Here is a 23,314-nt window from a genome sequence, read left to right as displayed (position 1 = left end):
CGCGGCCCAATCACTCACACGAACGCGTGCTGTGCGGCCTCGAACGGCTCCTCGCGAAAACGCAGCGGCGCCGCGCAGTGCACCAGCGTATCGACGAAATACTTGGCGCGCGGCCACGGACCGAAACCGGCCGCGGTGTTGATATGCCCCGCGTCGCCGAGATTGACGAACGCGCTGCCGAAACGCTGCGCGAGATCGCGCGAACCGGCGAGCGGCATCCACGGATCGGTTTCGCTGCCGATCATAATCGAGGGCACGCCGAGACGCCGCGCGTCGAACGGTCCCGCGAAGGCGAATTTCTGCGGACTCGCGGGCGCGACGAACAGCACGCCGACCACGTCGTTCGCATATGAGGCCTGCTGCAACGCATGCGCAGTCGCGAGGCAACCGAAGCTATGCGCGGCCAGCACGAATGGCCCGCGTTCGCGCGCCAGCAGATCGCGCAGCGATTTCGACCACAGCGCGAGGTCCGGCGCGTCCCAGTCGGCTTGCTCGACGCGCAGCGAGCGCGCGAACTGCCGCTCCAGCCAGCTCTGCCAGTGCGCGCCCTCGCTGCCGTGCAAACCGGGAACGGTGACGAGCCGCGGCGGCCATGTCGATTTGGTGCATGAAAGCATGTGTGTGCCTCGCTGCGGGAATCCGGGTAATGATTGTCCCGCCGGGCGCCGCGCGGACGAACCAAGTTTTTGTGCTTTGGTTATCGGGCAAATGAGCGAGCAAAATGCGAGGATAAATGCGCAGGCAAAGGCGCCGCCACCTATGGGCCGCGCGGCGGAAAACTCACCACCGAACCGCACGCCCGTACGCAAACGCGCGCGATTCGCGTTGAAAAAGTAGAATGAAGCCTATCCATAAAAGGAGGAGGCCTCATGCCGCAAGCGTCGTCCGCAACGCCGCAGCCGTCGCGCCGGTCATGCCGTGGCTTCTTCGTCACTCGACCCGAACTCGCAGGCGCCTTCCGCACCGTATGAAAATCCTCTTCTACATGCCGCATGCCGACGCCGCAGTGTGGCTGCACGACTTCGCCCGCGCCCTGCCGGACGCCGATCTGCGTGAATGGCAGCCTGGCGACAGCGCGCCGGCCGACTTCGCGGTCGTGTGGCGTCCCCCGCGTGAGATGCTGGCCGGCCGCGACGATCTGCGCGCGATCTTCAATCTCGGCGCGGGCGTCGACGCGATCCTCGCGCTCGAACACGAACAGCCCGGCACGTTGCCGTGCAACGCGCAGTTGATCCGTCTCGAAGACACCGGCATGGCGCTGCAAATGGCCGAGTATGTGACGCACGCGGTGCTGCGCTACCTGCGCCGTTTCGACGAGTATCAGACGCTGCAGAACGAGCGCCGTTGGGAAGTGCTCGAACCGCATTCGCGCGACGCCTTCACGGTCGGCGTGCTGGGACTCGGCGTGCTCGGCACGCATGTCGCACAAGCGCTCGCGGCGTTCGGTATGCCGGTGCGCGGCTACAGCCGCAGCCCGCGGCAGATCGACGGCATCACGACGTTCGCCGGCGAAGCCCAATTCGACGCGTTTCTCGACGGCGTGAAAGTGCTGGTCAATCTGCTGCCGCATACTCCGGAGACGAGCGATGTGCTGAACGCGCGCACCTTCGCGAAGCTCGCGCACGGCGCGTATCTGATCAACGTGGCGCGCGGCGGCCATCTGGTCGAACAGGATTTGCTCGACGCGCTCGCGAGCGGGCAACTCACCGCCGCCACGCTCGACGTGTTCCGCGAGGAACCATTGCCACCGGATCATCTGTTCTGGCAAGAGCCGCGCATCACGATCACGCCGCACGTGTCCGCGCTGACGTTGCGCGAAGAAAGCGTCGCCCAGGTCGCGCGGAAGATCACCGCGCTCGTGCGCGGCGACACGGTCAGCGGCGTGGTGAATATCGAACGTGGATACTGAACCCATCGAATCCCATTGAAGGAGCGCCGCCACGCGCGGCGTCGACATAGGAGACACATCATGGCCCTACCCCAGCAAGTGAAAATCGTCGAAGTCGGTCCGCGTGACGGACTGCAGAACGAAAAAGAGTTCGTCCCTACCGCGACCAAGATCGAGTTGATCAACCGTTTGTCGGCCGCGGGCTTCCGCAACGTCGAGGCCGCTTCGTTCGTGTCGCCGAAATGGGTGCCGCAGATGGCCGACGGCGCCGACGTGATGGCCGGCATCGAACGGCGTCCCGGCACGATCTACTCGGTGCTGACACCGAACCTGCGCGGTTTCGAGGGTGCGCTCGCCGCGCGTGCCGACGAGATCGTGATCTTCGGCGCGGCCAGCGAAGCGTTTTCGCAGAAGAACATCAACTGCAGCATCGCGGAAAGCATCGACCGGTTCGCGCCTGTCGCGCAGGCGGCGAAGGAACACGGCCTGCGGATTCGCGGCAGCGTGTCGTGCGCGTTGGGCTGTCCGTATCAGGGCGAAGTGCCGGTCGCGTCGGTAGTGGATGTGGTCCAGCGTTTCGCGGCGCTCGGCTGCGACGAGATCGATATCGCCGACACGATCGGCGTCGGCACGCCGAAGCGCACACGTGAAGTGTTCGAGGCCGTCACCCAGGTATTTCCGCGCGAGCGTCTATCCGGCCACTTCCACGACACTTATGGTCAGGCGCTCGCCAACATCTACGCGGCGTTGCAGGAAGGCATCGAGATTTATCACGCGTCGGTGGCGGGCCTCGGCGGCTGTCCGTATGCGAAGGGCGCCACCGGCAACGTTGCGACCGAAGACGTGCTGTATCTGATGAACGGCCTCGGCATCGAGACCGGCATCGACCTCGCGCAAGTCGTGGCGATCGGCGATTTCATCTCGACGTCGATCGGTAAGCCCAATGTCTCGCGCGCCGGTAAAGCGCTGCTCGCCAAAGCGCGCAGCGAAGCGGCCAACTGCGTCTGACGTTGGCTCAACGCGTTGGCTGAACACTCATGCAATCAATCAGGACCTGAAACGATGACGGACCACGCTTCTCTCGAATCCGACGATCTCACCGCGCTGCCCGACTCGGCACGCCGAGTCGCGCTGCTGTTGCGCGAACGCGGTCACGCGGGCCGGATCGTGATGCTGCCGGAAACCGGCAAGACCTCCGCCGAAGCCGCGGCAGGCCTCGGCTGCTCGGTCGCGCAGATCGCCAAGTCGATCCTGTTTCGCCGCCGTGAAGACGACGTGCCGGTATTGGTGATCGCGAGCGGCGCGAATCGCGTCGACGAAAAGAAGGTCGCCGCGCAGGTCGGCGACATCGGCCGGGCGGACGCGAAGTTCGTCCGCGAAAAAACCGGCTATGCGATCGGCGGCGTTTGCCCGATCGGTCATGCGACCGAGCCGGTCACGCTGATCGACGCGGATCTGCTCGAACTAGACAGTCTGTGGGCTGCCGCGGGTCATCCGCATGCGGTGTTCAATCTGACGGCGCAGGAACTGATGGCGCTGACGGGCGCGCCGGTGATCGACGTGGCGCTGCGCGAGACGGCGTGACGCGATGACGATGATGACAGCAGGTCCCGATAACGAAGACCACCACGCCGTGCCGTCGCCATGCATCAACGTATGCAGGATGGACGCGTCGACCGGCTGGTGCGAAGGATGCCTGCGCACCATCGACGAAATTGCCGGCTGGTCGTTGTTCGACGACGACGCGAAGCGCGCGGTCTGGGACGCGATCGAGGCGCGCCACGCGGAGTTCGTCGCGAGCCAGCCGAAGGTGCGGCGATGAACGCCGCACCACGCATCGTCACGGTTGGCGAAACGTTCAGTTCGACGTTGGCGCTATCGGCGGAGTCGGTGAAATCGTTCGCTGCGCTCGTCAACGACTACAACCCGCTGCATCACGATGAAGCGTATGCCGCGCAAAGCCGCTTCGGCGGCCTGATCGCGTCCGGCACGCAACCGACCGCGCATTTCATGGCGCTGCTCGCGACGCATTATTCGACGTACGCGCAACCGCTCGGTCTGGAGTTCGATATCAAGCTGAAGAAAGCCGTCCATGCGAACGACACGCTCACGATCACCTGGCGCGTGAAGCATGCTTACTGGAAGCCGAGCCTGAACGGCGATCTGACGCATCTCGAAGGCTCGGTCGTGAATCAGCGTGGCGAGACCATGCTGGTCGGTTCGTCGACGATTCTCGTGATGCCGAAACCCGAAGCGTCCGCGAATGCGGACGCTGAGGCTAACGCAGCGCCCAACTCGCCATGATCGCGCTGCCGGAATCGATTCGGGTTTTCGAGCGCGGCTGGCTCTCGTCGAACAACGTGCTGCTGGTGGACGACGCCTGCGCCGCGCTCGTCGATACCGGCTATGCCACGCACGCGCCGCAAACGCTCGCCTTGGTGCGGCAAGCACTCGGCGCGCGGCCGCTCGATCTGATCGTCAACACGCATCTGCATTCGGATCACTGCGGCGGCAACGCGCTTTTGCAGGCGACGTGGCCGTGCCGCACCGTCATTCCGGCCTCGGAAGCCGGCGCCGTGCAGGATTGGGACGAAGCGCGCCTGACGTTTCGCGCCACCGGCCAGACCTGCGAGCGCTTCACCTTCACCGGGACGATCGCGCCCGGCGCGCAGTTGCGGCTCGGCGCGCTCAACTGGGACGTGCTCGGCGCACCCGGCCACGATCCGCATTCGCTGATGCTGTACTGCGCGAGCGAACGCATCCTGATCAGCGCGGACGCGCTCTGGGAAAACGGTTTCGGCGTGATCTTTCCCGAGCTGGAAGGCGAAAGCGGTTTCGCCGAGGAGCAAGCCGTGCTGGAAGCCATTGCGAGGCTCGACGTGCGCCTCGTGATCCCCGGCCATGGCTCACCCTTCACGAATGTCGAACAGGCGCTTGAACGCGCGTTTTCGCGTGTTGCGTGGCTGCGCGCCGATCCGGCACGCAATGCAAAGAATGCGCTGAAGGTGCTGATCGTGTTCAAGCTGCTCGAAGTCCGTGCAATGGGCTTCGACACGTTACTGCAAATGCTCGACGACGCCAGTGTGATGCGCGCCGCCGCGTCGATGCTCAAGCCGCGCGGCGAGTGGCCCGCGCTGGTGCGAGGGATCGTCGAAGAGCTGGCGGGGAAGAATGGACCGCTGGAAGTGGATGGAGCGCGCATCGTCGCGCGTGCGGCCTGACGCGCCGCCGCTGACACAGGCACGCTAGATACCGTCGCTACAAAAAGAAAGCCGCTCGACCATTACAGGCGAGCGGCGGAAATTCTGTCGGACGTGATCAGCGTCAAGACGCATGATACGCGTGCCTGTTTTTTGACCGCATCGGTGATTTCCCTACAGAAGTTTGACGCCTGCTTTTAAAGCTGCATACACGTCACGTGACGAGGCCCCGCAGTCGCGTATCTTTCGAATCATTAGTCCGCGGATATGAACAATCTGCGCATCCGGTTACTCTGGAATCCGTAGCATTGTGATTGATCGCAACGGCGCGACGCCCGTCAGGTCGACGACAGGCGCTTTTGCGGCACGATCCGCCAGCCGAGATTGACGCCGGCCGCGGCCACCAGAATCAGCACTGCGCCGAGCACCTGAATCCACGCGAGCGTTTGTCCGAACGCAACCCGGTCGACGATGATCGCCACCACCGGATAGATGAACGAGAGCGCGCCCGTCATCGAAGTCGGCAGCTTCTGGATCGCGCCGTACAGCAGCACGTACATGAGGCCGGTATTGACGATGCCGAGCACGATCAGTTCGAGCCATTGCACGCCGGTTGTGGGCAACGCGTCGAAGCGCACGAACGGCGCGAGCATCAGCACGCCGAGCGACACCTGGATCAACGCGATCAGATGCGGCGGCGTGCCCTTGAGCCGCTTCGTAATGATCGACGACACCGCATACATCGCCGCCGCGCCCACCGCGTACGCGACGCCGACCAGATATTGCCCCGGCACCGCCAACACCGCCGGCTCGACCTTCACGACGAACACGAGACCGATGAACGCGACCACCAGCCAGGCCACCGTCGACGCGCCGATGCGCTCGCGGAACACCAACGCGCCCAGCGCCACCAGCATGAACGGCTGTGTGTTGTAGACGGCCGTCGCCATCGAGATCGACGCGCGCGAATACGCGGCGAACAGCAACACCCAGTTGATGACGATCGCCGCGCCGCCGAGCAACGCGAGGCCGAGCATCTTCCACGAGAAGAGCCGGCGCCGGAACAGCCCCAGCACGGCGCACACGAGCGCGAGCGTCGCTCCGCCGAAAATGCAGCGGAAGAACACCACATTGAACGGGGTTTGCTGCGACGACACCACCAGCCAGCCGATGGTGCCGGACATCAGCATCGCCATGGTCATTTCCGCGGCTCCGCGGCGGATTTCATTTGACGCCATGATTCGATCCTCGATTGATCCCTGCATGACGAGCAGTGTAATTAATCCGATCGTCCGAATACATGGCTAAACTTAAGTATTCACGCGATGCAGTCTAATAATCGAAGGCCGTCATGACCAAACGCCTTACTCCTCCAACACCCGCCCTGCTCGACGATACGGACCGGGCGCTCCTCGCCGCGCTCGCGGAAGACGCGCGTCAGCCGGTCAGCGAACTGGCGCGTCAGGTCGGCCTGTCGGCGCCGAGCACGGCGGAGCGCGTGCGCAGGCTCGAAGCGCAAGGCGTGATCGAGCGCTTCACGGTGCAGATCGATCCGCGCGCGCTCGGCTACACGCTGCAGGCCATCGTGCGCGTGAAGCCGTTGCCCGGTCAGTTGCATCTGGTGGAAGAGGTGATCCGGCGGATTCCGGAGTTCGTCGAATGCGACAAGGTGACGGGCGACGATTGCTTCATCTGCCGCCTGTATCTCCATTCGATCGAACAGCTCGACGCAATTCTGTCGAAAGTCACCGAGCGCGCGGAAACCAGCACCGCGATCGTCAAGTCGACGCCGGTCGCGCGCCGCTTGCCGCCGCTCGGTTGAGCTACGCGCGGGCGCGGCTTCGCGTATGAGCAAACCGGAACGGACGGAAAGGCCTACTGTTCGACCGCTTCAAAGAAAGACAGCATTTCGGCGACCAGTTCGTCCGACGCTTCTTCAGGTATGTAGTGGCCGCAAGACAGCGCGCGGCCACTCACGTCACGCGCCACGTGACGCCATTCCGCCAGCGCGTCGAAGCACTTCTCGATCACGCCCTTGTCGCCCCACAGCACGCGCAGCGGACAGCCGATCTTGTGACCGCGCTCGATGTCGGCACGATCGTGTTCCAGGTCGATGCTCGCCGACGCGCGGTAGTCCTCGCACATCGCGTGCACCGCGCCCGGTTGCGCGAGGGCCGAGCGATAGGCGTCGAGCGCGGCGGGCTCGAACGGCGCCAGGCCCGCGTGACGGCTGCCCATCACCGCGTCGACATATGCCGCCGGATTCGCGCCGATCAGCGTTTCGGGCAGCGGCTCGGGCTGGATCAGGAAGAACCAGTGGAAGTAGTGCGTCGCAAAGGTGCGGTCGGTGGCCTCGTACATGGCGAGCGTCGGCGCGATGTCGAGCAGCATCAGACGCTCGACGGCATCGGCATGATCGAGCGCCATGCGATGCGCGACGCGCGCGCCGCGATCGTGCGCGCACACGAGAAAACGTTCGAAGCCGAAATGGCGCATCACGGCGACCTGATCGGCCGCCATCACGCGCTTGGAATACGGCGTGTGCGCGGCGTCGCTCGGCGGCTTGCCCGATGCGCCGTAGCCGCGCAAGTCAGTGGCGATCACCGTGAAATGCTGCGCCAGTTGCGCGGCGCACTCTTGCCAGATCAGATGCGACTGCGGATGACCGTGCAGCAACAGAAGAGGCGGCCCCGCCCCGCCCTTCACTCCGAAAATATCGACATCGCCCACGGCGACGCGAAAGGGCGTGAAATCCTCGAAGGCCATGACGTCTCTCTCGTGATTTTGGAGTCCCTGCATTGTAAAAGCCCAATGTGTCCACGCGAGGTGGGATAGCCCACGCAAACATAGAACCTGAACACTCCTTCCAACTGTTCCAAACGACCCAACCGAACGCGTACGCCGCGCTTCGCCTATAATCGAACGATCGTTCTTAAATTTTCGGATGGCTGCGGCTGGCAAAAGCGCCGCAAGCCATGTGCCGCTAAACTCAGTCATCGCCGGCGCGCAACGACGCACCGGCTCGCTTAAATCAGGAGACTCGCACTATGGCATTGCCCGCCGTCCTGCAAAAACTTGCGCTGCCCGTCGTCGCTTCGCCGATGTTCATCGTCAGTTACCCAGAGCTCGTGTTGGCTCAATGTAAGGCTGGGATCGTCGGCTCGTTCCCCGCGCTGAATGCCCGCCCGGCCGAACTGCTCGATGAATGGCTCACGCAGATTCAGGCGCAGCTCGCCGAGCACAAGGCGGCCAACCCCGAGGCGGTCATCGGGCCGATCGCCGTCAACCAGATCGTCCATCAGTCGAATACGCGGCTCGAACACGACGTGCGCGTGTGCGTCGAACACAAGGTGCCGATTTTCATCACGAGCCTGCGGGCGCCGGCGCGGGAAATCGTAGATGCGGTGCATAGCTACGGCGGCATCGTGCTGCATGACGTGATCAATCTGCGCCATGCGCAAAAGGCGCTGGAAGCAGGCGTCGACGGCCTGATCCTGGTGGCGTCCGGCGCCGGCGGCCATGCCGGCACGACCTCGCCCTTCGCGCTGGTCGGCGAAGTGCGGCGCATGTTCGACGGCCCGATCGTACTGTCGGGCTCGATCGCCAACGGCGGCTCAATTCTCGCGGCGCAGGCCATGGGCGCGGACCTCGCCTATATGGGCACGCGCTTCATCGCGACCAAGGAAGCTCACGCTGTCGACAGCTACAAGCAGGCGATCGTCAACTCCACGGCGTCGGACATCATCTACACGAACCTGTTCACCGGCGTGCATGGCAACTACATTCGCGAAAGTATCCTGAACGCGGGGCTGGACCCGGACGCGCTGCCGGAATCGGACAAGACCAAGATGAACTTCGGCAGCGACAAGGCGAAGGCGTGGAAAGACATCTGGGGCGCAGGCCAGGGCGTCGGCCTGATGGACGACGTGCCGAGCGTGAGCGAGCTGGTGCGGCGTTTGACGAAGGAATATGACGATGCGAAGGCGCGGCTGGGCATCGCGCGCTGAGCATCATGTTGGAGCGCCTCGGGTGAGGTGCCGGCGTTAAGCGGTTTCGTATGCTGCGGCTTGGCTTCACGCCAGGCCGCAGCAGCGATCGCCGCGCAGCAGGGCTTACATATTGCGGCGGTACTGCCCGCCCACTTCAAACAACGCGTGCGTGATCTGCCCGAGCGAGCAGACACGCACGACGTCCATCAGCGCCGCGAACACGTTTTCATCGTCGATCACCGCGCGCTTCAGGCGTTCGAGCGCGGCGGGCGCTGCGTCGAGATGCTGCGCCTGAAAAGCGCGCAGACGTTGCAACTGACCTTGCTTTTCATCGTCGGTGGAACGGGCCAGCGCGATCGGCTGCGGCGCCTCGTGCGGATGCGCGCTCAAAAACGTATTCACGCCGACGATCGGATACGAGCCGTCATGCTTGCGATGCTCGTACAGCATCGACTCGTCCTGGATGCGCCCGCGCTGATAGCCGGTTTCCATCGCGCCGAGCACGCCGCCGCGCTCGGTCAGCCGGTCGAATTCGGCGAGCACCGCCGCTTCCACCAAATCGGTCAGTTCCTCGATCACGAAGCTGCCCTGGTTCGGATTCTGATTCTTCGCAAGCCCCCATTCACGGTTGATGATCAACTGGATCGCCACCGCGCGGCGCACCGAATCCTCGGTGGGCGTGGTGATCGCTTCGTCGAAGGCGTTCGTGTGCAGCGAGTTGCAGTTGTCGTAGATCGCAATCAACGCCTGCAACGTGGTGCGGATATCGTTGAAGTCGATCTCCTGCGCGTGCAGGCTGCGGCCCGAAGTCTGCACGTGATACTTGAGCTTCTGGCTGCGTTCGTTCGCGCCGTAGCGCTCGCGCATGGCAACGGCCCAGACGCGTCGCGCGACTCGGCCCAGCACCGTGTACTCCGGGTCCATGCCGTTCGAAAAGAAGAACGACAGATTCGGTGCGAAGTCGTCGATCGACATGCCGCGGGCCAGATAGGCCTCGACATAGGTGAAGCCGTTCGCGAGCGTGTAGGCAAGTTGCGAGATCGGGTTCGCGCCGGCTTCGGCAATGTGATAGCCGGAGATCGACACCGAATAGAAATTGCGCACGCCGTGCTCGACGAAGTACGCCTGAATATCGCCCATCACTTTCAGGCTAAATTCGGTCGAGAAGATGCACGTGTTCTGGCCTTGGTCTTCCTTGAGGATGTCGGCCTGCACGGTGCCGCGCACGTTTTCCAGCGCCGTGCGGCGCGTCGCGGCGAGTTCGTCGTCCGTGAGCGGGCGACCTTGCTGCTGCGTCATGCGCGCAATCTGCTGATCGATCGCGACGTTAAAGAACATCGCGAGGATGGTCGGCGCGGGTCCGTTGATCGTCATCGAGACCGAGGTTTCCGGCGCGCAGAGGTCGAAGCCGTCGTAAAGCGTCTTCATGTCGTCGAGCGTCGCTACCGAGACGCCCGAATTGCCCACCTTGCCGTAGATGTCGGGGCGCTCGTCCGGTTCTTCACCGTAGAGCGTGACCGAGTCGAAGGCGGTCGACAGACGTTTGGCCGGCATGCCTTCTGAGAGCAGCTTGAAGCGGCGGTTGGTGCGCTGCGGATCGCCTTCGCCGGCGAACATCCGCGTCGGGTCTTCGTTTTCGCGGCGGAATGGGAACACGCCCGCGGTGAAGGGAAAGTAGCCGGGCAGATTGTCGAGCATCAGCCAGCGCAGAATCTCGCCGTGGTCGACGAACTTCGGCAGGGAGACTTTGCGGACCTTGGAGCCCGACAGCGTCGTGACGGTGAGCGCGGTGTGGACCTCGCGGTCGCGGATTCGGACGATGTGTTCGTCGCCTGAGTAAGCAGCGACGGTTTGCGGCCAGGCGTCCAGCAGGACGCGCTCGCGTTCGCCGAGAGAGGTGGTGCGTTGGGTGATGAGAGCGTCGAGTTGCTGAAGCGACGGATTGGCGCCAGCGCCTTCTGTGTTTGCCGCTGAACCTGCAATTGAGTTCGCCGACGTGTTTGCGACGGCGTCGGGGTTCGCAACCGCCCTCGCAGCCGCACCCGCTTCAGCCAGCATCCGACGCGCCTCGACAAGTTGCCAGCGCTCACGCGCCACGCGCGCTTGCGCGTCGGCTCGCTCGCGATAAGCGTGAACTGTCTGCGCGATATCCGCCAGATAGCGCACTCGCGCCGGCGGCACGATGGCGTTGCGGTCGCTCGAAAAGCGCAGACCTTCGGGCGCGGCCAGCCGGTCGCCGCCAGCGCGCAAGCCGTGCTTGCGCAGCGCCTCGGCGACGTGCCGGTAGAGCGCGGTCACGCCGTCGTCGTTAAAGCGCGAGGCGATCGTGCCGAACACCGGCATCGCTTCCGGCGACTTCGCGAAGTCGCCGCGATTGCGCTGCACCTGCTTGGCGACGTCGCGCAACGCGTCCGGCGCGCCCTTGCGATCGAACTTGTTGATCGCGACGAAGCCGGCGAAGTCGAGCATGTCGATCTTCTCCAACTGGCTCGCTGCGCCGAACTCCGGCGTCATCACATACAGCGATTCGTCGACGAACGGCACGATCGCCGCATTGCCTTGGCCGATGCCGGATGTTTCGACGACGATCAGATCGAAGCCCGCCGCCTTGCACAGCATCAGCGCGTCGGGCAGCGAGTCGGAGATTTCGCTCGATGCCTCGCGCGTCGCCATCGAACGCATATACACGCGCGCGCCGCCGCCCCAGTCGCCGATGGCGTTCATGCGGATGCGGTCGCCCAGCAGCGCGCCGCCGGACTTGCGGCGCGATGGGTCAATGGCGAGCACGGCGATGGTGAGAGCGTCGCCGTAGTCGAGGCGAAAGCGCCGGATCAGTTCGTCGGTGAGCGAGGATTTGCCGGCGCCGCCGGTTCCGGTGATGCCAAGGATGGGGGTTGTGGTTGCTTTGGCCTGCGCGGACAGTTTTTCGCGGGCGGACGCGTCGATGGCACCCGCTTCGAACGCGCTGATGAGTTGCGCGAGGCGGCGGAGGGTGAGGGATGCTGGGTCGGCCGCGTTAGCCGTGTCGGCAATGCTGGGCGCGTTGGCGACATCGGCGGCGCTGACGCGCGCGCCTTCGGCGCAGCGCGCGATCATATCGTCGATCATGCCTTGCAGACCAAGCCGCTGCCCGTCCTGCGGCGAATAGATCTTCTCGACGCCGTAACGCTCGAGTTCTGCAATTTCCTCAGGGACGATCACCCCACCGCCTCCACCGAACACCTTGATGCGCTCGCCGCCACGCGTCCGCAGCAAGTCGACCAGATAGCGGAAGTATTCGTTATGGCCGCCCTGGTAGCTGGACACGGCGACGCCATCGGCGTCCTCGTGCAGCGCGGCGGTGGCGACTTCATCGACGGAGCGGTTGTGGCCGAGGTGGATCACCTCGACGCCGCTCGCCTGCAGAATGCGCCGCATGATGTTGATCGACGCATCGTGGCCATCGAACAAAGCGGCCGCCGTGACAAAGCGCAGGCGCCGGCCCGCGGGCAGCTTGTGGCTGCCGGCGCGCTGCGGCGTGGACAGATCGGTCATGTCTCCCCCAGATCGTTCGCGTATGGGTGTTGCCAACCAGTATAGCGAAACGGGTCGAGACGCCTCGGTGGCGTGGGCGGCCTAGCGCACCGCCAACGCCTTGATCTGTTCGAGCGACGGCCACAGCGACTCGTTCGCGAACCGCTCGGCGAGAAAGTCGACAAACGAGCGCACCTTGGCCGACAGATGCCGGCGGCTCGCATAGACCACGTGAATGGGCAGTTCGCGCGGCGGCACGTCGTCCACCAGCAGCGGCACGAGACGCCCCGCGGCCAGATCGTCGCCGATCACCTCGGTGCCGAGCATCGCGATGCCCGCGCCTTGCAGCACGATCACGCGCTGCGCTTCCAGATGATTGACGATCAGATTGCCCGTCAGACGCACGCGTGGCGAGGCGTCGCCGGTCGCGGGCGCGATTTCGAGCGCCGACACGCCCGCGTATTGCAGATAGTTGTGGCGCGCCAGATCGGCGACGGTCTTCGGCGTGCCGTGCCGCTTCAAATACGCCGGCGACGCGCACAGCACGAGGTGCGCGGTCGCGATCTGCCGCGCGATCAATGAAGAAGACTTCAGCCCGCTCGGTGAAGCGCGGATCGCGACATCGAAACCCTCGTCGATCAACTCGACCACGCGGTCCGACAAGGTCATATCGACGGTGACCTGTGGATACTGCGCGGCGTAGTCGGCCACCGCGGCCATCACGTGGCTCAGGCCGAACGCTGACAGCGACGACACCCGCAAGCGTCCCTGCGGCACGACGCTCGCCGCGCCGACCACCTGCTCGGCCTCCTCGAGTTCGGTGAGCACCTGGCTCAGACGCTCGTAGTACTCGCGGCCCGCCTCGGTCGGCGCGACCCGCCGCGTGGTGCGGTTCAACAGACGCGCGCCGAGTTGCTGTTCGAGGTGCATCACGTGCTTGCTCGCCATGGCCGCCGACATCTCCATCCGTTCGGCCGCGCCGACAAAGCTGCCGACTTCGACCACGTGGCGGAACACTTTCATGCTGACGAGGGTATCCATCTCAATCGCTCGCTTCAGGAATCAATCGGCGTCATTTTGCCGTGTTTATCAAAGACTGGTCGGCAAAACGCTTCCCAACGAATGAATACAGCGGCGCAAAAGCAAAAAAACCCGCCTTCCGAAGAAAGCGGGCTTGGAGATCAAGCTGATGCGACCAGTGCGCGAAGCCTGCGAGCAGGCGTCGCGCGGCGCGGCCGGGACGCTTAGAACTTGGCGCGCAGGCCGACGCCGTAGGTGTTGCCGCTCGACATGCTGGAGATGTGGTCGTACATGTAGGCCGCGTAGATGTCCGTGCGCTTGGACAGCGGATAGTCGTAGCCGACCGAAGCCGTCTGACGGGTTTGGTCGAACCCGCCGCCGTCGCGCGAGTAGGCGTACGACGCCATCACCGAGCCCGGGCCGAACGGCACCGTCGCGCCGCCTTGCGCCGTGTTCACGTGCCAACTCGTGACCTGCTGGTCGTTGTACGTGTACATGTACTGGCCGAAGAACTTCACGAACTTCAGGTCGTACGACACGCCGAGTTGCGCGACGCTCTGGCTCTTCAGGCCGGGCACGCCCGACGTGCTGAAGCTGCCGAGGTCGCTCGGCACGTTGTTGAAGTTCACGTACTGATACACCGCCGTGGCCGCGAACGGGCCGTGGAAGTACAGCACCTGGCCGCTCCACTTCTTCGCGCCGTTCTCGGTCGTGTTGCCGAGCGCGTACATGGCCGTCGCCGACAGGCCGTTGAAGTTCGGCGACGAGTACGACACCGCGTTGCTCCAACCGGAGTCGCCCGTCACACCCTGATCCGTCGAGTAGGTCGGGAACGTGCCGAGGCCGAGGTACGTGTGCCAGACCATCGGCGAGAACTGGTACGAGTCGACGAACGGGTTGAACAGAATCGTCGACACGAACAGCGGCGTCGTCAGACGGCCTGCCGTCACCGTGCCGTAGGGCGATTCGATACCGACGTACGCGTTACGCGAAAACATCGTGTCGCCCGTGAAGCGGCCGTACTGGCCGTTTTGCGCCAGGAAGAACCCTTCCAGCGCGAAGATCGCCCTGTAGCCGTTGCCCAGATCCTCCGCCCCTTTCAAGCCCCAGTACGAAGTCGACATGCCGCCGCCCGCGACCTGCACCGCAGTCTTGCCGCCCGGGAATTTCTGCGCACCGACCCATTCGTCGACCTGACCGTAGAGTTGCACGCTCGATTGCGCAAAAGCAGACGATGCACTGGCCAGCAAAGCGGCACACGCGGTTGCCTTGAGGGTGGTCTTCAGCGCACTGCTGATGCTTGTTTTCATGGGTTCTCCTGTCTTTGTCAAAAAGGGTGTGGCTGTGCGAAAGGGGGAGCTCGCGCGAATCATTGTTGTTGTCCGTTCGATCATCGAGCCAATCTGGGCGGGACCATCTTTGCGGACCATTTTTATAAACAAAAATATCGTGGGTTATTGCGGGTATATCGGTCTGATTAGTTTTGTCGCTTATCGGCCTGATAAACCCTTGGCCGACAGCGCGCTCGCCGTGCCGCCGCAAATTTTGCGGCACCGCGCAAAGCGTTACTCACATTGCGGCCGACGGGTTGATAACGCCTTAAATGACACGCGGATGACGCACCGCCGCAGAAACGACCAAATTTGACGATGGGAGAGGGTCTGCTGCCGAGTGTTTTCAAAAAAGTGTGGCGTCGAAACGTCACATTGATAGCGGGCTTTGGGACGACGTTATGGCGGAAGGCCGCTGTCAAGCGGTTTGAAAGGCAGGAGCAGCGATCGAGCGAAACGGAGCGTTGAGAATTTGGGAGGACGAAATGGCAGAGATGCCGCGGACCCGGTTCGGGATGATGCAGGCGTGAAGGCGGAGTCAGATACCCGAATGGCCGGCACTCGAACAATGTCGAAGCGGCACGGGGAAGTCAGCGAAGGGAGACAGAAGTAGATGTGTACGTGCGCTGTCTGGACACAGACTAAACGACAAACATTGGTTGCTCACGCAACGAACGCAACGCATAGTCCACGAAGCACGAACGCCTAGTTCCGGTAAGGCGAGCCTTCCGGCTGACGCGGATCATCGGACTGACGCTGTATGCCGCGCGACGAACCGCGCTCCTCGTTGTAGCGGGCGACGTCGGCGCGAATCGAGCCGGCGCGAACCGGCGCATTGGCCGGTGGCCGAGGCACCGTGCGCGACTCGGCACTGACCGGCGTAATAGCGCCGGCGTACTGCATGCCGCCGCGGCCGTCGCCGGCGTATCCAGCCGGTCCGGTGACACGTCGCATGCCCGGCTTGTAGACGTCATAGCCGTCGGCGTAACTTCCGCCTGCGAAATTCGCTCCGCCACGCGCCGGGCGCGCGCTGCGATCGACCATCGTATTGCGGGCCGGTGCTGCTGCTGCGCTGTAGGAGCGGTCACCGTTATGCATTTCGCCACGCACAGCGTGATTCGCTCCGGCATGCGAATAGCCGCCACCACCGCCGTGCGGCATGCCTGGCGCTTTCGCATAGGCGAACGAGCACAGCGCAGCGATGACCGCGCCCAACGCCCAGTGCCTCGTTCTCGACAACCCGTCCACCCAGTGACTCACATGCCCGAAGACTTGCCTGAAGACCACCGTTCGAGCTGCGGTGGACTTGTTTTGGGACTGGCACGAGCGCTGCGACGATATCGCGGCGCGGGGCATCCCGATGGCCTTTGAACCGTAATTTATGGGTGCCGGCAAAGGGTGTCGAGCCAAAAAGTGTTAGGCCTCGGACGCGGATGTAACACCTTGTTACTGCGACGTTTTTCTACGACAGAGTCCTTGCGCGAAAACCCTGAAACCGCTTGCTTTCAAGGACTTGGAGAGACAACTTACGAGCTCTTGCGTATGACGAATCGCAGCCGCATTTTCACCTCAAATGTCAAAACTGCATGGACCAAACAGATCACGTCGCCAATACTGAAAACTTGGGTCGCCGCGCCGTCCAAATTTTCCGGGACGCGTCTTTCGATGCGCAGCCCTCATTAATCGATTCGGTAAATGAATTTGCATATTTAATCAAAAATCATCAACAATAGCTCTTTCCCATAGGCTGGGACGGCGCCTTCAGGCGCGCGTCCCGCGCGCTTTTCCGCATTACCGAATCGAGATTCCGACATGGCTCGCCCGAAACTGCTTCCCGACAACTTCACCTTATGCCTCGTCAGCACCGTGATCCTTGCCAGCTTGCTGCCGGTTCATGGGCAGGCCGCTGCCGGATTCAACTGGGTGACCAACGTGGCGGTCGGCCTGCTGTTTTTCCTGCACGGCGCCAAGCTCTCACGCGAAGCGATCATTGCGGGCGCGACGCATTGGCGCCTGCATCTGGTGGTGCTTCTCAGCACGTTCGCGCTCTTTCCGCTGCTCGGCCTCGCGCTTAAACCGCTCCTTTCGCCACTTGTCACGCCGGCGCTCTATGCGGGGGTCCTCTTCCTCTGCACGCTGCCGTCTACGGTTCAGTCGTCGATCGCGTTTACGTCCATCGCCAAAGGCAACGTGCCGGCTGCGGTGTGCAGCGCGTCCGCCTCGAGCCTGCTCGGCATCTTCATCACGCCCGCGCTCGTCAGCTTCGTCGTCACCAATCAGGCGGCTGGCGGCGGCGCTTCGCCGTGGCATACGGTGGGCAACATCGTGCTGCAACTGCTGGTGCCGTTCGTGGCCGGGCAGTTGCTGCGGCCGTTGATCGGCAAGTGGATCGAGCGCAATCGCGGCGTGCTCAAGTTCGTCGACCAAGGCTCGATCCTGCTGGTGGTGTACGGCGCGTTCAGCGAGGCCGTCAATGAAGGGCTGTGGCACCAGATTCCGCTCTCCGCGCTCGGCGGCCTGCTGCTGCTGTGCGTCGTGCTGCTCGCCCTGGCCCTGGCCGTGACGATGTTCGTCAGCAAGCGGCTCGGCTTTAGCCGTGCGGATCAAATCACCATCATCTTCTGCGGTTCGAAGAAGAGCCTTGCCGCCGGCGTGCCGATGGCCAAGGTGATTTTCGCCTCGCATGCGGTGGGCGCCGTAGTCTTGCCGCTGATGCTGTTCCACCAGATCCAGCTGATGGTGTGCGCCGCGCTCGCGCAGCGCTGGGGCGCGCGCGACATCAGTGGCGAGACTCACGCCGCCTCGCGCGAGCGGACCGCCGCCGCCGTCGCGCGCCGGTGAATACGCGCGCAATGCAAACAGGACATTCATAAGCGCCCTCCCTGAGCGTCATTTGAAGAAAGCCGCCTCGCGCGGCTTTTTTGTTATTTCACGCGCAAACGCCGCCGCTGTCGCCTCGGCCGGATGGCATAGGCCAATTCCTGGCAAAGCGGATCCCGCCTTCAGAATGACTCGATCGAACACAAGCGAGCGCACCATCCCAGTGCAACGGTTCACTAAAAGTTCACTTAACTCCAGGCAACCCGTGCCGATAAGCCGAAGGTCGATCGCTACGCCTACCTGCCATGCACCCTCGCTCGCCCTCCCGATCCGCCGCGCCGCGCATCGAGGAGTTGATCGCCCGGCGTGATCTGTCCGCCGTGTTCCAGCCGATCATCGATTTCGAAGACGGTGCGATCCTCGGCTACGAAGGTCTGATCCGCGGCCCGGCCGGCACGTCGCTCGAAGCGCCGTTCGCCCTGTTTTCGCAAGCGCTCGCCGAGGGCTGCACGATCGAGCTCGAACGCGCCGCCGCGCGCACTTGCATCGAAGCGTTCGCGCAGCTCGACTTCGACGGCAAGCTGTTCCTCAATTTCAGCGCGGACGCGATGCGCCAGTTGGCCGAGGCGCGCGACGACACACTCGCGCTGCTGCGTCATCGCGGCGTCGATCCGCAGCGGATCGTGATCGAGTTGACCGAGCAAAGCACGATTCTGGATGTCGGCAGTTTCCTGCCGGTGATCTCGACTCTGCGCACGGCCGGCGCGCAATTCGCGCTCGACGACTACGGCACCGCGAACGCCAGCATGAACTTGTGGGTGCGGCTGCAACCGGACGTCGTGAAGATCGACCGCTTTTTCATTCACGACATTGCCTGCGATCCGCTCAAGTTCGAGGCCGTGCGCGCGATGCAGCACTTCGCCAGCGCAAGCGGCGCGCGGCTGGTCGCAGAGGGCATCGAAAACGAAGCCGATCTGATCGTGGTGCGCGACATGGGGATCGGCTGCGGACAGGGTTTTTTCTTCGGCCGTCCGCACGCGCAGCCGGCTCGCCAGGTGACCGACGACGCCCGCGACGCACTGCGCGCCGGCCACATCGCTGTGTTCCCGGAGACAACACGCGCGGTGAGCAGTGCGTCACCTTCGGGCGGCATGGCGTCAGAAAAGATGCTGGTGCACGCGCCCGCGCTGCCGCGCCACGCGACCAACAACGACGTGCTCGAACTGTTCAACCGCCTGCCCGACCTGCATGCGGTCGCGGTGGTCGAGCAGGACGAGCCGGTCGCGCTGATCAACCGCCGCAGCTTCATGGACCGCTACGCACTGCCGTATCACCGCGAGCTGTTCGGCAAGCGCCCTTGCCTGCTGTTCGCCAATGCGTCGCCAGTCATCATCGAGAAATCGATGACGGTCGAGCAGATGGCCAAGCTCCTCGCGAGCGACGACCAGCGTTATCTCGCCGACGGCTTCGTCATCACCGACAACGGCAAGTATGTCGGCCTCGGCACCGGCGAGAAGCTCGTGCGCGCGGTGACCGAGGTGCGCATCGAAGCCGCGCGCTACGCGAACCCGCTGACCTTCCTGCCGGGCAACATTCCGATCAGCTCGCACATTGCCCGGCTGCTCGGCAACGACGCCGGTTTCTACGCGTGCTACGTCGACCTGAACCACTTCAAGCCGTTCAACGACCAGTACGGCTACTGGCAAGGTGACGAAGTACTGAAATTCGCCGCCGTCGTACTCGCCGACGTGTGCGACCCAACCCGTGACTTCCTCGGCCACGTGGGCGGCGACGACTTCCTGATTCTGTTCCAGAGCGACGACTGGCGCGATCGCGTGCTGCGTGCGATCCACGTGTTCAACGAAGGCGCGCAGCGGTTCTATGCGCCGACCGACCGCCTCGCCGGCGGCATCCACGGTGAGGACCGGCGCGGCAATCCGACCTTCTTCGGTTTCGTGACGATGGCGATCGGCTGCGTGCGCGTCGAGCCCGCCGATGGCCCATCGCTCTATAGCAGCGAGGAAATTGCGTCCGTCGCGGCGCTGGCCAAGCGGCGCGCGAAGCATGAGACAAGCGGTTTCGTGCTGATCGGCGCCGACGAAAGCGTGGCCTTGCTGCGCGGACAGGCCGAAGCCGCTCACGTTTCGCTGGAGTGAACGCGCGTCGTCGAGACTAAGCATCGGACATTGTTTAGCTAATTTTACTAAACAGCATATTCCGGGCCAACTCCAACGCCTACGGGTATTTCCCTGTGTCGTGCAAGTGTTTTTCGGGCGGTTTTAGCGCGGTTTTACTATACAATCGCCCGAACCCAAACACCGTGCGGCCGCCCTTGCGCGTCCGCTTCATTCGATGGCCACAACCATCCGCGACGTCGCCCGCGCGGCCAGCGTGTCGATCGGCACCGTCTCACGCGCATTGAAGAACCAGCCGGGCCTTTCCGAGGCCACCCGCGAGCGCGTCGTCGAAGCGGCGCGCAAGCTCGGCTATGACGCCGCCCAACTGCGCCCGCGCATTCGCCGTCTCACGTTCCTGCTGCACCGTCAGCACAACAATTTCGCCGTCAGCCCGTTCTTTTCGCACGTGCTGCACGGTGTGGAAGACGCCTGCCGCGAACGCGGCATCGTGCCGTCCGTGCTGACCGCCGGCCCCACCGAAGACGTGATCCAGCAGATGCGCCTGCACGCGCCCGACGCGGTGGCAATTGCCGGTTTCGTCGAACCGGAAACGCTAACCACGCTGGTGGCGATGCAGCGCCCACTCGTGCTGATCGACCTGTGGGCGCCCGGCATGCGCTCGGTGAATCTCGACAACGCCGCGGGCGCCACGCTCGCCATGCGGCATCTGTTCGAGCAGCAGCGCAAGCGTGTCGCGTTCATCGGCGGCTCGCTCGCGCACTTCAGCATCGCGCAGCGCGCGCTCGGCTACCGGCGCGCGTTCTTCGAAGCGGGCTTGCTGTTCGACCCGTCGCTGGAAGTGACGATAGATGCCGGCCTCGACCCCGACAGCGGCGCCGCGCGTGCGATGCATCAGTTGCTCGATGCACCGGGCACGCGCCCCGACGCCGTGTTTGCCTATAACGACGCCGCCGCGCTCGCCGCGCTGCGCGCGTGCCTCGCACGCGGACTGCGCGTGCCCGAGGACATTGCCATCATCGGTTTCGACGACATTCCCGCCGCCGCCCATGCCACGCCGCCGCTGTCGACCATTTCGGTCGACAAGGAAGCGCTCGGCCGGCGCGGCGTCGAGCTTCTGCTCGAAGACGCCCCTGCTGAACTGGAAGTCCGTTTGCCCGTCCATCTCATTGCCCGTGCCAGTACTTTGGTGAAAATGCCATGACGCAATCCGATCCGCTTCACCCTGCCAACGGTGCCACCCCGGCGCCGCCCGTCGAGAGCTTCCGCACACGCGACTTTCTGCTCGCGCATGTGGAGGACACGCTGCGCTTTTACGCACCGAACGTGTTCGATCCGAGCGGCGGCTTTTTCCATTTCTTCCGCGACGACGGTTCGGTCTACGACAAAACCACGCGGCATCTGGTGAGCAGCTGCCGCTACGTGTTCAACTACGCGATGGCGTATCGCCAGTTCGGCGACCCGCAGCATCTCGAGTACGCGCGCCACGGCTTGCAGTTCCTGCGCGAAGCGCATTGGGACGCCCAGCACGAAGGCTACGACTGGGAGCTCGAATGGCACGACGGCAAGAAGCGCACGCTCGACGCGACGCGCCACTGCTACGGCCTCGCGTTCGTGCTGCTCGCCTATTCGCATGCGGCGATGGCCGGCATCGAGGAAGCGAAGCCGATGATCGGCGCGACCTTCGAACTGATGGAACATCGCTTCTGGGACGCCGCCGCGGGCCTCTATGCCGACGAAGCGTCGCCCGAGTGGCGGGTCAGTTCGTACCGTGGGCAAAACGCGAACATGCATACCACGGAGGCCCTGCTCGCCGCGCATGAAGCGACCGGCCATCTCGTCTATCTGGATCGCGCGGAACGGGTGGCGTCGAATATCACGCTGCGTCAGGCGAAGCTGTCGCAGGGTCTGGTGTGGGAGCACTTTCACGCGGACTGGTCGGTCGACTGGCACTATAACGAGGAGGACAGCTCGAACATCTTCCGCCCGTGGGGCTTCCAGCCGGGACACCAGACGGAATGGGCGAAGCTGCTGCTGATTCTCGAGCGCTTCCGTCCATTGCCGTGGCTGCTGCCGCGCGCCATCGAACTGTTCGACGCCGCCATGACGCACGCATGGGACGAAGACCACGGCGGCCTCTATTACGGCTTCGGCCCCGACGGCACCGTGTGCGACCATGACAAGTATTTCTGGGTCCAGGCGGAAACCTTCGCCACGGCAGCGCTGCTCGGCAAGCGCACCGGCAACGAACGCTTCTGGGACTGGTACGACGAGATCTGGCGCTATAGCTGGGCGCATTTCGTCGATCACAAGTATGGTGCGTGGTACCGCATCCTCACGTGCGACAACCGCAAGTACAGCGACGAAAAGAGTCCGGCCGGCAAGACCGACTATCACACCATGGGCGCGTGCTACGAAGTACTGGCCCACGCGCTGCCCGACGGGGCGGCCGCTGCGCCCGAATCCGCGGAGCAAACAAAATGAGCAATCCCAGCGCGAACCACGAATTTCCCTTCTTCGTCTCAGCCGGCGACATCCTCACCGATCTCGTGCGCACCGGCACTTCGCAATGGCTCTCGCGCCCCGGCGGCGCCGGCTGGAACGTGGCGCGCTGCGTGGCGCGGCTCGGTCTGCCGACCGCGTGCGCCGGCTCGCTGGGCGTCGATAACTTCTCCGATGAGTTGTGGAACGCGAGCGTCGCGGCCGGGCTCGACATGCGCTTCATGCAGCGCGTCGAGCAGCCGCCCTTGCTGGCGATCGTGCATCAGACGCATCCGCCCGCGTACTTCTTCATGGGCGAGAACAGCGCCGATCTGGCCTTCGATCCGGCCCGCCTGCCGGCGGGTTGGATCGGTCAGGTGAAGTGGGCGCACTTCGGCTGCATCAGCCTCGTTCGCCAACCCATCGGCAACACGCTCGCCACTTTGGCGGCCGAGTTGCGTTCGCAAGGCGTGAAGATCAGCTTCGATCCGAACTATCGGAATCTGATGGAGCACGGCTACGAACCCACGCTGCGGAAAATGGCCGCGCTCGCCGATCTGATCAAGGTGTCGGACGAGGACTTGCGCCTGCTGTTCAAGACCGACGACGAGGCCGGCGCACTTGCGCAGTTGCGAGCCATGAATCCGGCCGCCACCGTGCTGGTGACGCGCGGACCGGAGACCGCCGTGCTGATCGACGGCGCTATGGTGAGCGAAGCGCGGCCGCCGCGCGTCGAGGTGGTCGATACGGTCGGTGCGGGCGACGCGTCGATCGGCGGCCTGCTATTCAGCCTGATGACTGCGCCGCAGCGGGCGTGGCCGGAGCACCTGGCGTTCGCGCTGGCCGCCGGCGCGGCCGCTTGCCGCCATGCCGGCGCGCACGCGCCGTCGCTCGATGAAGTCGTCGCGCTGCTGTAATTCTGTTGCCTTGTGCGGCG

21 protein-coding genes are annotated in these 23,314 nt (G+C 64.0%); 14 read left to right on the top strand and 7 right to left on the bottom strand.

What is annotated here, in order from left to right:
- Window positions 1-14: 14 nt before the first annotated feature.
- Window positions 15-617 carry an RBBP9/YdeN family alpha/beta hydrolase gene (locus P0D73_RS29010; protein WP_408180456.1) on the bottom strand — a complete coding sequence of 201 codons (603 nt, stop codon included), beginning with the start codon at window positions 615-617 and terminating at the stop codon, window positions 15-17.
- A gap of 350 nt (window positions 618-967) precedes the next feature.
- Here P0D73_RS29010 and P0D73_RS29005 point away from each other — a divergent pair, with 350 nt between their 5' ends.
- From P0D73_RS29005 to P0D73_RS28980, 6 genes are read left to right on the top strand one after another with little or no spacing between them, the layout of a single operon-like run.
- Complete coding sequence (locus tag P0D73_RS29005; RefSeq protein ID WP_408433900.1) at window positions 968-1,909, top strand: 2-hydroxyacid dehydrogenase; 942 nt, start codon at window positions 968-970, stop codon at window positions 1,907-1,909.
- Window positions 1,910-1,969: 60 nt separating this feature from the next.
- A complete protein-coding gene (locus tag P0D73_RS29000) occupies window positions 1,970-2,896 on the top strand; it encodes a hydroxymethylglutaryl-CoA lyase (RefSeq protein WP_408180454.1) in 927 nt (308 codons plus the stop codon).
- A 54-nt stretch (window positions 2,897-2,950) separates the two neighbouring features.
- The gene (locus P0D73_RS28995; RefSeq protein WP_408433897.1) at window positions 2,951-3,472 is read left to right on the top strand and encodes a YbaK/EbsC family protein; all 522 of its coding nucleotides are present in this window, start codon (window positions 2,951-2,953) and stop codon (window positions 3,470-3,472) included.
- Window positions 3,473-3,476: 4 nt separating this feature from the next.
- Entirely contained in the window at window positions 3,477-3,710 is a 234-nt protein-coding gene (locus tag P0D73_RS28990; protein WP_408433894.1) for a DUF1289 domain-containing protein, read from the top strand.
- Window positions 3,707-4,192 carry a MaoC family dehydratase gene (locus tag P0D73_RS28985; protein WP_132376277.1) on the top strand — a complete coding sequence of 162 codons (486 nt, stop codon included), beginning with the start codon at window positions 3,707-3,709 and terminating at the stop codon, window positions 4,190-4,192. Before P0D73_RS28990 ends, P0D73_RS28985 begins: the two co-directional genes overlap by 4 nt.
- Window positions 4,189-5,109, top strand: coding sequence for an MBL fold metallo-hydrolase (locus P0D73_RS28980; RefSeq protein ID WP_408433891.1), 921 nt, complete (start codon window positions 4,189-4,191; stop codon window positions 5,107-5,109). The genes P0D73_RS28985 and P0D73_RS28980 overlap by 4 nt, the downstream gene beginning before the upstream one ends.
- Window positions 5,110-5,426: 317 nt before the next feature.
- Here P0D73_RS28980 and P0D73_RS28975 read toward each other — a convergent pair whose 3' ends face one another.
- Complete coding sequence (locus P0D73_RS28975; protein WP_408433888.1) at window positions 5,427-6,326, bottom strand: DMT family transporter; 900 nt, start codon at window positions 6,324-6,326, stop codon at window positions 5,427-5,429.
- Window positions 6,327-6,439: 113 nt separating this feature from the next.
- On the opposite strand from P0D73_RS28975, the gene P0D73_RS28970 reads away from it, so the two are divergent.
- Window positions 6,440-6,910: an Lrp/AsnC family transcriptional regulator gene (locus P0D73_RS28970; RefSeq protein ID WP_408289683.1), complete on the top strand. Its 471-nt coding sequence runs from the start codon at window positions 6,440-6,442 to the stop codon at window positions 6,908-6,910.
- Window positions 6,911-6,963: 53 nt separating this feature from the next.
- Here the strand turns inward: P0D73_RS28970 and P0D73_RS28965 are convergent, their stop codons facing one another.
- Window positions 6,964-7,854, bottom strand: a complete 891-nt coding sequence (locus P0D73_RS28965; RefSeq protein ID WP_408289686.1) for an alpha/beta fold hydrolase — start codon at window positions 7,852-7,854, stop codon at window positions 6,964-6,966.
- Window positions 7,855-8,135: 281 nt separating this feature from the next.
- Here P0D73_RS28965 and P0D73_RS28960 point away from each other — a divergent pair, with 281 nt between their 5' ends.
- On the top strand, window positions 8,136-9,095 hold the full coding sequence (locus P0D73_RS28960; protein WP_132376282.1) for an NAD(P)H-dependent flavin oxidoreductase: 960 nt from the start codon (window positions 8,136-8,138) through the stop codon (window positions 9,093-9,095).
- A 105-nt stretch (window positions 9,096-9,200) separates the two neighbouring features.
- Here P0D73_RS28960 and P0D73_RS28955 read toward each other — a convergent pair whose 3' ends face one another.
- The 3 genes from P0D73_RS28955 to P0D73_RS28945 all read right to left on the bottom strand — a co-directional run bounded on the left by P0D73_RS28955 (window position 9,201) and on the right by P0D73_RS28945 (window position 14,920).
- Complete coding sequence (locus tag P0D73_RS28955) at window positions 9,201-12,611, bottom strand: methylmalonyl-CoA mutase family protein (protein ID WP_408433885.1); 3,411 nt, start codon at window positions 12,609-12,611, stop codon at window positions 9,201-9,203.
- An 81-nt stretch (window positions 12,612-12,692) separates the two neighbouring features.
- Complete coding sequence (locus P0D73_RS28950; protein WP_116143216.1) at window positions 12,693-13,631, bottom strand: LysR family transcriptional regulator; 939 nt, start codon at window positions 13,629-13,631, stop codon at window positions 12,693-12,695.
- A 203-nt stretch (window positions 13,632-13,834) separates the two neighbouring features.
- Window positions 13,835-14,920, bottom strand: coding sequence for a porin (locus P0D73_RS28945; protein ID WP_408289693.1), 1,086 nt, complete (start codon window positions 14,918-14,920; stop codon window positions 13,835-13,837).
- On the opposite strand from P0D73_RS28945, the gene P0D73_RS28940 reads away from it, so the two are divergent.
- Window positions 14,919-15,257 carry a hypothetical protein gene (locus P0D73_RS28940; protein WP_408433882.1) on the top strand — a complete coding sequence of 113 codons (339 nt, stop codon included), beginning with the start codon at window positions 14,919-14,921 and terminating at the stop codon, window positions 15,255-15,257. The two genes, P0D73_RS28945 and P0D73_RS28940, sit on opposite strands and share 2 nt — an antisense overlap.
- A 389-nt stretch (window positions 15,258-15,646) precedes the next feature.
- Here the strand turns inward: P0D73_RS28940 and P0D73_RS28935 are convergent, their stop codons facing one another.
- Window positions 15,647-16,189: a hypothetical protein gene (locus P0D73_RS28935; RefSeq protein ID WP_408313008.1), complete on the bottom strand. Its 543-nt coding sequence runs from the start codon at window positions 16,187-16,189 to the stop codon at window positions 15,647-15,649.
- Between the two features lie 564 nt (window positions 16,190-16,753).
- Here P0D73_RS28935 and P0D73_RS28930 point away from each other — a divergent pair.
- The 5 genes from P0D73_RS28930 (at window position 16,754) to P0D73_RS28910 (ending at window position 23,294) form a co-directional block, all read left to right on the top strand.
- Window positions 16,754-17,782 (top strand): bile acid:sodium symporter family protein, encoded by a 1,029-nt coding sequence (locus tag P0D73_RS28930; protein WP_408180445.1) that lies wholly within the window; start codon window positions 16,754-16,756, stop codon window positions 17,780-17,782.
- 284 nt (window positions 17,783-18,066) lie between these two features.
- Window positions 18,067-19,917, top strand: a complete 1,851-nt coding sequence (locus P0D73_RS28925) for an EAL domain-containing protein (RefSeq protein WP_408312762.1) — start codon at window positions 18,067-18,069, stop codon at window positions 19,915-19,917.
- A 196-nt stretch (window positions 19,918-20,113) separates the two neighbouring features.
- Window positions 20,114-21,100 (top strand): LacI family DNA-binding transcriptional regulator, encoded by a 987-nt coding sequence (locus tag P0D73_RS28920; protein WP_408180443.1) that lies wholly within the window; start codon window positions 20,114-20,116, stop codon window positions 21,098-21,100.
- Window positions 21,097-22,380, top strand: a complete 1,284-nt coding sequence (locus tag P0D73_RS28915) for an AGE family epimerase/isomerase (RefSeq protein ID WP_408180442.1) — start codon at window positions 21,097-21,099, stop codon at window positions 22,378-22,380. Before P0D73_RS28920 ends, P0D73_RS28915 begins: the two co-directional genes overlap by 4 nt.
- Window positions 22,377-23,294: a carbohydrate kinase family protein gene (locus tag P0D73_RS28910; RefSeq protein WP_132376292.1), complete on the top strand. Its 918-nt coding sequence runs from the start codon at window positions 22,377-22,379 to the stop codon at window positions 23,292-23,294. The genes P0D73_RS28915 and P0D73_RS28910 overlap by 4 nt, the downstream gene beginning before the upstream one ends.
- Window positions 23,295-23,314: the final 20 nt, after the last annotated feature.

This window comes from Paraburkholderia sp. RL18-101-BIB-B (assembly GCF_046026985.1).
In the GTDB taxonomy this organism is placed as follows: domain Bacteria; phylum Pseudomonadota; class Gammaproteobacteria; order Burkholderiales; family Burkholderiaceae; genus Paraburkholderia.
Note: the sequence above shows the minus strand (reverse complement) of the source record. Positions and strands in the feature narration are given on the sequence as shown.

Excerpts from the sequence above, each read along its gene's own strand:
- P0D73_RS28985 (WP_132376277.1), top strand. The coding sequence starts at position 3,707 with ATGAACGCCGCACCACGCATCGTCACGGTTGGCGAAACGTTCAGTTCG.
- P0D73_RS28945 (WP_408289693.1), bottom strand. The coding sequence starts at position 14,920 with ATGAAAACAAGCATCAGCAGTGCGCTGAAGACCACCCTCAAGGCAACC.
- P0D73_RS28990 (WP_408433894.1), top strand. The coding sequence starts at position 3,477 with ATGACGATGATGACAGCAGGTCCCGATAACGAAGACCACCACGCCGTG.
- P0D73_RS28955 (WP_408433885.1), bottom strand. The coding sequence starts at position 12,611 with ATGACCGATCTGTCCACGCCGCAGCGCGCCGGCAGCCACAAGCTGCCC.
- P0D73_RS28920 (WP_408180443.1), top strand. The coding sequence starts at position 20,114 with ATGGCCACAACCATCCGCGACGTCGCCCGCGCGGCCAGCGTGTCGATC.
- P0D73_RS28940 (WP_408433882.1), top strand. The coding sequence starts at position 14,919 with ATGGGTTCTCCTGTCTTTGTCAAAAAGGGTGTGGCTGTGCGAAAGGGG.
- P0D73_RS28925 (WP_408312762.1), top strand. The coding sequence starts at position 18,067 with ATGCACCCTCGCTCGCCCTCCCGATCCGCCGCGCCGCGCATCGAGGAG.
- P0D73_RS28995 (WP_408433897.1), top strand. The coding sequence starts at position 2,951 with ATGACGGACCACGCTTCTCTCGAATCCGACGATCTCACCGCGCTGCCC.
- P0D73_RS29010 (WP_408180456.1), bottom strand. The coding sequence starts at position 617 with ATGCTTTCATGCACCAAATCGACATGGCCGCCGCGGCTCGTCACCGTT.
- P0D73_RS28950 (WP_116143216.1), bottom strand. The coding sequence starts at position 13,631 with ATGGATACCCTCGTCAGCATGAAAGTGTTCCGCCACGTGGTCGAAGTC.
- P0D73_RS28930 (WP_408180445.1), top strand. The coding sequence starts at position 16,754 with ATGGCTCGCCCGAAACTGCTTCCCGACAACTTCACCTTATGCCTCGTC.
- P0D73_RS28975 (WP_408433888.1), bottom strand. The coding sequence starts at position 6,326 with ATGGCGTCAAATGAAATCCGCCGCGGAGCCGCGGAAATGACCATGGCG.
- P0D73_RS29000 (WP_408180454.1), top strand. The coding sequence starts at position 1,970 with ATGGCCCTACCCCAGCAAGTGAAAATCGTCGAAGTCGGTCCGCGTGAC.
- P0D73_RS28965 (WP_408289686.1), bottom strand. The coding sequence starts at position 7,854 with ATGGCCTTCGAGGATTTCACGCCCTTTCGCGTCGCCGTGGGCGATGTC.
- P0D73_RS28980 (WP_408433891.1), top strand. The coding sequence starts at position 4,189 with ATGATCGCGCTGCCGGAATCGATTCGGGTTTTCGAGCGCGGCTGGCTC.
- P0D73_RS28970 (WP_408289683.1), top strand. The coding sequence starts at position 6,440 with ATGACCAAACGCCTTACTCCTCCAACACCCGCCCTGCTCGACGATACG.
- P0D73_RS28910 (WP_132376292.1), top strand. The coding sequence starts at position 22,377 with ATGAGCAATCCCAGCGCGAACCACGAATTTCCCTTCTTCGTCTCAGCC.
- P0D73_RS29005 (WP_408433900.1), top strand. The coding sequence starts at position 968 with ATGAAAATCCTCTTCTACATGCCGCATGCCGACGCCGCAGTGTGGCTG.
- P0D73_RS28960 (WP_132376282.1), top strand. The coding sequence starts at position 8,136 with ATGGCATTGCCCGCCGTCCTGCAAAAACTTGCGCTGCCCGTCGTCGCT.
- P0D73_RS28915 (WP_408180442.1), top strand. The coding sequence starts at position 21,097 with ATGACGCAATCCGATCCGCTTCACCCTGCCAACGGTGCCACCCCGGCG.